7 protein-coding genes are annotated in these 6,000 nt (G+C 40.9%); 5 read left to right on the forward strand and 2 right to left on the reverse strand.

What is annotated here, in order from left to right; genetic code table 11:
• Positions 1-81: 81 nt before the first annotated feature.
• Entirely contained in the window at positions 82-1,896 is a 1,815-nt protein-coding gene (locus JWP71_RS11250) for an ATP-binding protein (protein ID WP_299499833.1), read from the forward strand.
• Here JWP71_RS11250 and JWP71_RS11255 read toward each other — a convergent pair.
• Entirely contained in the window at positions 1,887-2,345 is a 459-nt protein-coding gene (locus JWP71_RS11255; RefSeq protein ID WP_299499835.1) for a type I restriction enzyme HsdR N-terminal domain-containing protein, read from the reverse strand. The genes JWP71_RS11250 and JWP71_RS11255 overlap by 10 nt on opposite strands.
• Before the next feature lie 180 nt (positions 2,346-2,525).
• Here JWP71_RS11255 and holA point away from each other — a divergent pair, with 180 nt between their 5' ends.
• Together holA and JWP71_RS11265 are read left to right on the forward strand one after the other, a co-directional pair.
• Positions 2,526-3,548, forward strand: coding sequence for a DNA polymerase III subunit delta (gene holA, locus JWP71_RS11260; RefSeq protein WP_299499837.1), 1,023 nt, complete (start codon positions 2,526-2,528; stop codon positions 3,546-3,548).
• 191 nt (positions 3,549-3,739) lie between these two features.
• The gene (locus tag JWP71_RS11265) at positions 3,740-4,090 is read left to right on the forward strand and encodes an RNA-binding protein (protein ID WP_299499841.1); all 351 of its coding nucleotides are present in this window, start codon (positions 3,740-3,742) and stop codon (positions 4,088-4,090) included.
• Between the two features lie 121 nt (positions 4,091-4,211).
• Here JWP71_RS11265 and JWP71_RS11270 read toward each other — a convergent pair whose 3' ends face one another.
• A complete protein-coding gene (locus tag JWP71_RS11270; RefSeq protein ID WP_299499843.1) occupies positions 4,212-4,445 on the reverse strand; it encodes a hypothetical protein in 234 nt (77 codons plus the stop codon).
• A gap of 303 nt (positions 4,446-4,748) precedes the next feature.
• On the opposite strand from JWP71_RS11270, the gene JWP71_RS11275 reads away from it, so the two are divergent.
• Positions 4,749-5,156: an EVE domain-containing protein gene (locus JWP71_RS11275; RefSeq protein ID WP_299499846.1), complete on the forward strand. Its 408-nt coding sequence runs from the start codon at positions 4,749-4,751 to the stop codon at positions 5,154-5,156.
• A gap of 135 nt (positions 5,157-5,291) precedes the next feature.
• On the forward strand, positions 5,292-6,000 hold a 709-nt coding region (locus JWP71_RS11280), incomplete at its 3' end, for a carbohydrate-binding family 9-like protein (RefSeq protein ID WP_299499849.1).

Below are 6,000 nucleotides of genomic sequence, written 5' to 3' on the forward strand. Positions count from 1 at the left end.
TCTCGAAAAATTGATGCTTGCCTGTTGGTTCATGCATTATAATTTTAAGTACGATTTTAATGCAATGGTAAAGCCCTCGAAATGAACAGAGATGTAGGTTTTTTTAATTTTTCAATAAATAAAATATTAACAAAGCGTCAAACCATCCTTGACCAGGCGCGCATCCGTTTATTATACTATGGTTTATGGCTTGCCATTATCGCAGTTTCTGCTGCTTTAATTAACCTTTATATCGAACACCGCGAAATCCTTACTTTCAGTACAAGTATACTGCTGGTAAGCATTTTTATCCTTTTTAAGTATTTAACCTTCAGACCAAGGTGGGGCATTATCTCGCATATATTGCTGGTACTGGCTACGATGGTCAACCTGAGTAATGTATTTATTACGCTTCAGAACGTTGATATTATAACAGCACAGATCACATTTCTGATCATCGTATTTAGTTTTTATATGCTTGGACAGACCTGCGGCTTGTTCTATTCGCTGGTCAACCTGATCCCTATCCTGCTGTTTTTAGTGCTTATGTATGACAGCAACTACTTTATAAGCTTAAAGCCAAAAGTGGTGGACCCGTCAACATTGATCATCGCTATTTTTGCCAATTTTATATTAATAATTTTTATTCAAAATCATTTTTACGCGGCTTTTGTCAAAAACATCAGGCAATTGAAGGAGACTGCTGAAGAGCGGGGGAATCTGAATGCGGAGTTTGAAAAAGTAATTGAGAAAGCTGAAAAATCATCCCAGGCCAAATCCGAGTTTCTTTCAACCATGTCCCATGAGATACGCACACCGCTTAATGCAGTGATAGGCATGACCAACTTATTGATGATGGGCAATCCCAGGCCTGATCAGAAAGATAACCTGGAGATATTAAAATTTTCGGCAAATAATCTTTTAGCATTAGTAAATGACGTGCTTGATTTTAACAAGATCGAATCCGGTAAGGTGGTGTTTGAAACCATAAAGTTTAGCCTGGCTGATCTTATGCAGAATATGTGCGGCGGCCAAAAGCTTAAAGCAGAAGAAAAAGGACTTGATTTTATTTTAGAGATGGATGACAGTTTAAAAAACAAGACTGTTTTTGGAGATCCAACCCGTTTGAGCCAAATAATTTTTAACCTGATCAGCAACGCAATAAAATTCACCCATGAAGGTACGGTTTGGGTAAGAATGAACCAACTGGAGGATCACCATAACACAGTTACTGTTGACTTTTCTGTAAAGGATACCGGCATTGGTATAGAAAAAGAAAATCTGGACGCCATATTTGAACCTTTTACACAGGAGTCAATAACAACTACCCGCCAGTACGGCGGTACCGGACTGGGACTGGCCATAGTAAAGCGTTTATTGGAGCTGCAGGACCTGCAAATGAGCGTCCTAAGTCAGCCGGGAAAAGGTTCGGAGTTTTCATTTAATATGGAATTCCCTGTTTCAACGGAAATAGCCACGGTGCAAGCCGAAAAGCAGCCCTTTGCAATAGGCAGTACTGACAGCTTGAGTAATATACGTGTTCTTATAGCCGAAGACAACCTGGTAAATGTGATGCTGATGAAGAAACTATTTTCAAAATGGGGTATTACACCTACCATTGCTGAAAATGGTGAACGGGCGATAGAAATGGTTCAATACGGTAATTTTGATATTATCCTGATGGACCTGCAAATGCCGGTATTGAATGGGTTTGATGCTGCCGTCGAGATCAGAAAAATGCGCGACCACAAAAAGGCAAATACGCCCATCATCGCTTTAACGGCATCGGCATTGTTTGATATTAAAGAGCGGGTTTTTGGCTCGGGCATGAATGATTATGTTTCAAAACCATTTAAGCCGGATGAGCTGCGCGAAAAAATGAAAAATCTGGTGACAACTTTTAATAGTCAGATCTGAATTTCTCTATAATCGGGCAGGTCTTCAATAAATTGATAGCCTTTATTTATAAAATCGATACGGCAGTAGTAATGTTTCAATCCGTTGCTCACAGCCAGCAAGGATACTTTATGCACCATATTGTACCGGGCCACCTGGTCGAAAACTTTTTGGTTAATGCTGACCGAGGGCGCCTTGCACTCGATCAGCAGTATTTTTTCGCCCGAAGGGTTGAAAACCACAATGTCGGTCCGTTTGGCATTTCCATGTAGTTTTAATCCACCTTCCAGCTTGATCAGCGTTTTGGGATAGCCCTTTTGATTAATAAGGTATTGTACAAAATGCTGCCTCACCCATTCCTCCGGTGTAAGCACGATATGTTTTTTACGTATGCCGTCGAACAATGTCAGCTGCCCCTTGTGTTCGGTGATTTTAAACGGGTAGGGTGGTAATTGAAGGGGTTGCAGCATATCGGCTCAAAAATAAATATTATTATTGATTAAGTTAAGTGGTTGATTGCGTTGAGTGGATTGTAATTTATAGTGTTGGAATGGTTGCAATTATGGCAAGGTTCAACTTGATCCGACTCAATCCGACTCAATCAACCCTGCAACAATTCCAACAAAATCTTTACTTTTGGATTTCCCTGTATGACTGCCGACGACATTTTAAAAGATCTTAGAAACCGCAAGTTTAAACCACTTTACCTGCTGCATGGTGAGGAGCCTTATTTTATTGACCAGGTAAGCCATTATGCCGAACATCAACTGCTGCCCGAGGCAGAAAAGGGCTTTAACCAAACCGTATTGTATGGCAAGGATACGGATATCATGACCGTACTGAACGCGGCTAAACGCTACCCTATGATGGCCGAATACCAGGTAGTTTTGATAAAAGAGGCCCAGGATATGAAATGGGGCAGGGACGACGATGATAAAAAAAGCATTAATCCGTTGCTGAACTATCTCGAAAATCCTTTGCCAAGCACTATTCTTGTTTTTTGTTATAAGTACGGAAAGTTTGACAAACGGAAGAAAACCTACAAGGCAATTGAAAAAAACGGGGTTATATTTGAATCAACCCCATTATATGATAATAAGATACCGGCCTGGATAGAAACTTTTGTTGCCGGTAAGGGTTGCCAGGTCAACCCGCAGGCTTCGGCTATGCTGGCCGAGTACCTGGGCAACGACCTGTCAAAAATAGCCAACGAGATGGAAAAGCTGATGCTCAATGTTCCGGCAGGACAGGTGATCACCATGCAACATGTGCAGGATAATATCGGCATCAGCAAAGAATATAATGTTTTTGAATTGCAGTCCGCATTGAGCAGGAAAGATCCCTTCAAAGTAAACCAGATCATTAATTATTTTCAAGCCAATCCTAAAGCTAATCCTATTGTGCTGGTGCTGGGCAATCTGAACAACTTTTTCAGCAAAGTGCTGCTATATCATTATGCAAAGGACAGCTCGCCCCAGAACCTTGCACGCGAGTTGGGTGTAAGCCCTTATTTTATAAAAGATTATGAATTAGCCGCACGCAATTATAATTATGCAAAATCCATGCAAATCATAAGCTTGCTCAGGGAATACGACCTGAAAAGTAAAGGCGTGGATTCAAATGCCGGCAGCGGCGAATTAATGAAAGAACTCATGTTTAAAATACTTCATTAATTTAAAACAACTCCTTATTTTTTTTGTTTCTAACGCAAATAATAAGCTCAAATATTAGCGCAATAATTTTTTTAATAAATTAATTATAATTTATATCCTTTAAATAAAAATGTGCACCTTTACTATTAACTCCCATTGGCGTTGCAAAGTGATGTTAAGCACTACATCTTAACGATTTAAAAATTTAATTGATGAACATTTTCGTAGGAAGTCTTCCTTTCAAGATAGAGGAAGCAGATTTAAAAGAACTCTTCGAGGCATTTGGAGAAGTAAGCTCTGTCAAAATTATCAACGACAGGGAAAGTGGAAGAAGCAAAGGTTTTGGTTTTGTTGAGATGGCAGACGATGACGCAGCAAAAAAAGCGATCGCCGATTTGAATGGGAGCGAAATTGGAGGCAGAAACATTGTAGTAAACCAGGCTGAAGACAAGAAACCGAGAGATAACAGCAGAGGTTTCGGCGGTGGTGGCGGTGGAAGCCGTGGCGGCTACGGTGGTGGTGGCGGCGGTGGTTACTCAAGAGATAACCGACGCAGCAGGTAAGCTTAAACAAATGCATTGAATAGCGCCACACCTTTTGGGTGTGGCACTAATATACTTCAAGAAGTATACTATACTTCTTATATTCATTTCATATTGTTTTCCCCGGCTGGCAAAAACAATATTACATCCTTAAACGCAACGATACTGAACGTCCAAGCGCCTGAACAAGTGCGGGATCGAGTGAAATATCTCCGTCTTTTTGTATCCACCCCCTGTTTTTATCCTTCAGTAATTCAACTTTTTCGCCCTCAAGCATTAATTCGAGTTCAGTTGTATTTTGGTCAATCAATTTGCTATTGATGATCTGATACGCATAATCCGTATCATTAAATGTTATTCTTAGTTGTAATCCCATATGCTCCAATCCTCGCTGTAAAGATAAACTTGTTAACAGTATTTTAAATATTTTCTTAGTAATTAAATTTTCAACAAATTTTTAATGTGGTTGTTTATAAACTCCACAACGGCAAAAATATTGTTGTTAAACAGCTATTAGAAAAAAAGAATGGAATACCTGGCAAGGTATTTTTGTATGATGATGAAGCGCAGCCTGCACTATACCCATTGCATTAATACCCACTAAGGCCATTTTAACCCAATTCGTATTTCGCTTTCTCCTCCCTTTTTCACAACTTTACGGCTCGTAAATCAACATCACATGAACTATTGGCTTGTCAAATCGGAACCGCATAAATATAGCTGGGAAAAATTCAACCAGGATGGTCGTACTTTTTGGGATGGGGTGCGCAATTACCAGGCGCGTAACAATCTCAAAGAGATGAAAGCGGATGACCTGGTGCTATTTTATCATAGCAATGAAGGTAAGAATGTGGTGGGCATAGCCAAAGTAGCCAGGGAGTTTTACCAGGACCCGACCACGAGTGATCCTAACTGGGTGGTGGTTGACCTGGTACCTGTTGAGTCGTTGAAAAAACCGGTCACGCTTGAGCAAATCAAAGCGGATCCAAAATTAAAAGATATTCACCTGGTGCGCCAGGGCCGGTTATCGGTAATATCCCTCAAGCGCGAAGAATTTGACCGCATACTGGAGACGGGCAATAGTTGATGGTTCGTATACTTAATCAACGTCCGCCGTTAACGCCATGAACCCTGATTTATGAACCATGAACTAAAGTCTTTACTTTTCTTATTGATCCTGTTAAGCTCTTTTTCCGCTAAGGCGCAAGCTGACTTTAAAGGCTTGGAAAACTTATTTACCCAGCCTGAAAACTATGTGGTTTATCATACAGACCATCCCCCGGTAATTGACGGCAATATTAACGAGTTGGTGTGGCATCAAACCGCCTGGACTAGTGAGTTTGTAGATATAGAGGGCGCAGCCAAACCTAAACCAGCACTGCCGACAATGGTAAAAATGCTATGGGATGACAGCTGCCTGTACATTGCTGCCCAAATTGCCGAACCACAGGTTTGGGCAACCCTGAGGCGGCATGACGATATTATTTTTCGTGATAACGACTTTGAAATATTTATTAGCCCCGATGATACCACTCCGCCTTATTTTGAAATCGAAGTAAATGCATTGAATACCATCTTTGATTTATTGTTAAATAAACCATACCGGGATGGAGGTAATGCGATCATTAACTGGGATGTAAAAGGGTTGCATTCGGCGGTAAAGATACAAGGTACTTTGAATGATGCCTCGGATAAGGATGAGGGTTGGACAGTTGAAATGGCTATTCCCTTTAAATCGGTCAGCTTGGGTATCGGTGCAAAGACACCACGGGAAGGCACACAGTGGAGGATCAATTTTTCACGCGTAGAATGGGATACCAAGGTCATCAATGGCAATTATGTCAAACTCACAGATAGCGCCGGAAAAATTTTGCCTGAGCATAACTGGGTATGGTCGCCGCAGGGTATAGTCAATATGCATTACCCCGAAA

It is taken from the genome of Mucilaginibacter sp. (assembly GCF_028287845.1).
Lineage (GTDB): Bacteria > Bacteroidota > Bacteroidia > Sphingobacteriales > Sphingobacteriaceae > Mucilaginibacter.